Source organism: Clostridium boliviensis (genome assembly GCF_033342255.1).
Classification (GTDB): Bacteria; Bacillota; Clostridia; order Lachnospirales; family Lachnospiraceae; genus Lacrimispora; species Lacrimispora boliviensis.
This window is the reverse complement of record NZ_JAWONS010000087.1, coordinates 1-595: the sequence shown is the minus strand read 5'-3', so window position 1 is coordinate 595 and position 595 is coordinate 1. Positions and strand designations below refer to the sequence as shown.

1 protein-coding gene is annotated in these 595 nt (G+C 61.7%); it reads right to left on the bottom strand.

The features are described from left to right. Positions 1–155: 155 nt before the first annotated feature. Positions 156–595, bottom strand: a 440-nt coding sequence (locus tag RZO55_RS03050; protein WP_318062815.1) for an aldo/keto reductase, incomplete at its 5' end; no start/stop codon positions are given.

The window sequence follows — 595 nt, the reverse complement described above, 5'->3', positions numbered from 1 at the left end:
CCTATATCATTCCCGCCGGTTTTTCGGCAAAGCGGCTGGAGGGACCGATTTTCCGCCGAGCGACTTGCCACTGCATCAAGCCGAGGCGGAAAATCGGGTCCCGGATCTCGGACATCATGGGGATGGTCTCCTTCCCCGCTTTTTTGGTTCGCCGCTTACGATTTCAGGATTTCCTCGATCTTTTCCAGCACCGACTCCTCCAACTCGACTTCGACGGCCTTGACGTTTTCCACGATCTGCTCCGGCCGGCTGGCGCCGATCAGAGCGCTGCTGATGGACGGGAGGCGGAGCACCCAGGCGAGGGCCAACTGGGGCAGGGTGATGCCCAGTTCCTTGGCCACCCCTTCCAGCTGTTCCACACGGGCCAGATTGTCGTCGGTCAGGTAGCCCTCCACAAACTTTTTCACCTCGTCCGTCGCGGCCCGGGAACCGGCGGGCGCCTGCTGCCCCCGTTTGTACTTCCCGGTGAGGACCCCTTGGGCCAGCGGCGAAAAGACGACCTGGCCGATGCCCGCTTCATCGCAGAGGGGGATCACCGCCGATTCGATGTAGCGGTTGAACATGTTGTAGACGGGCTGGCTGGCGACGAATTTGT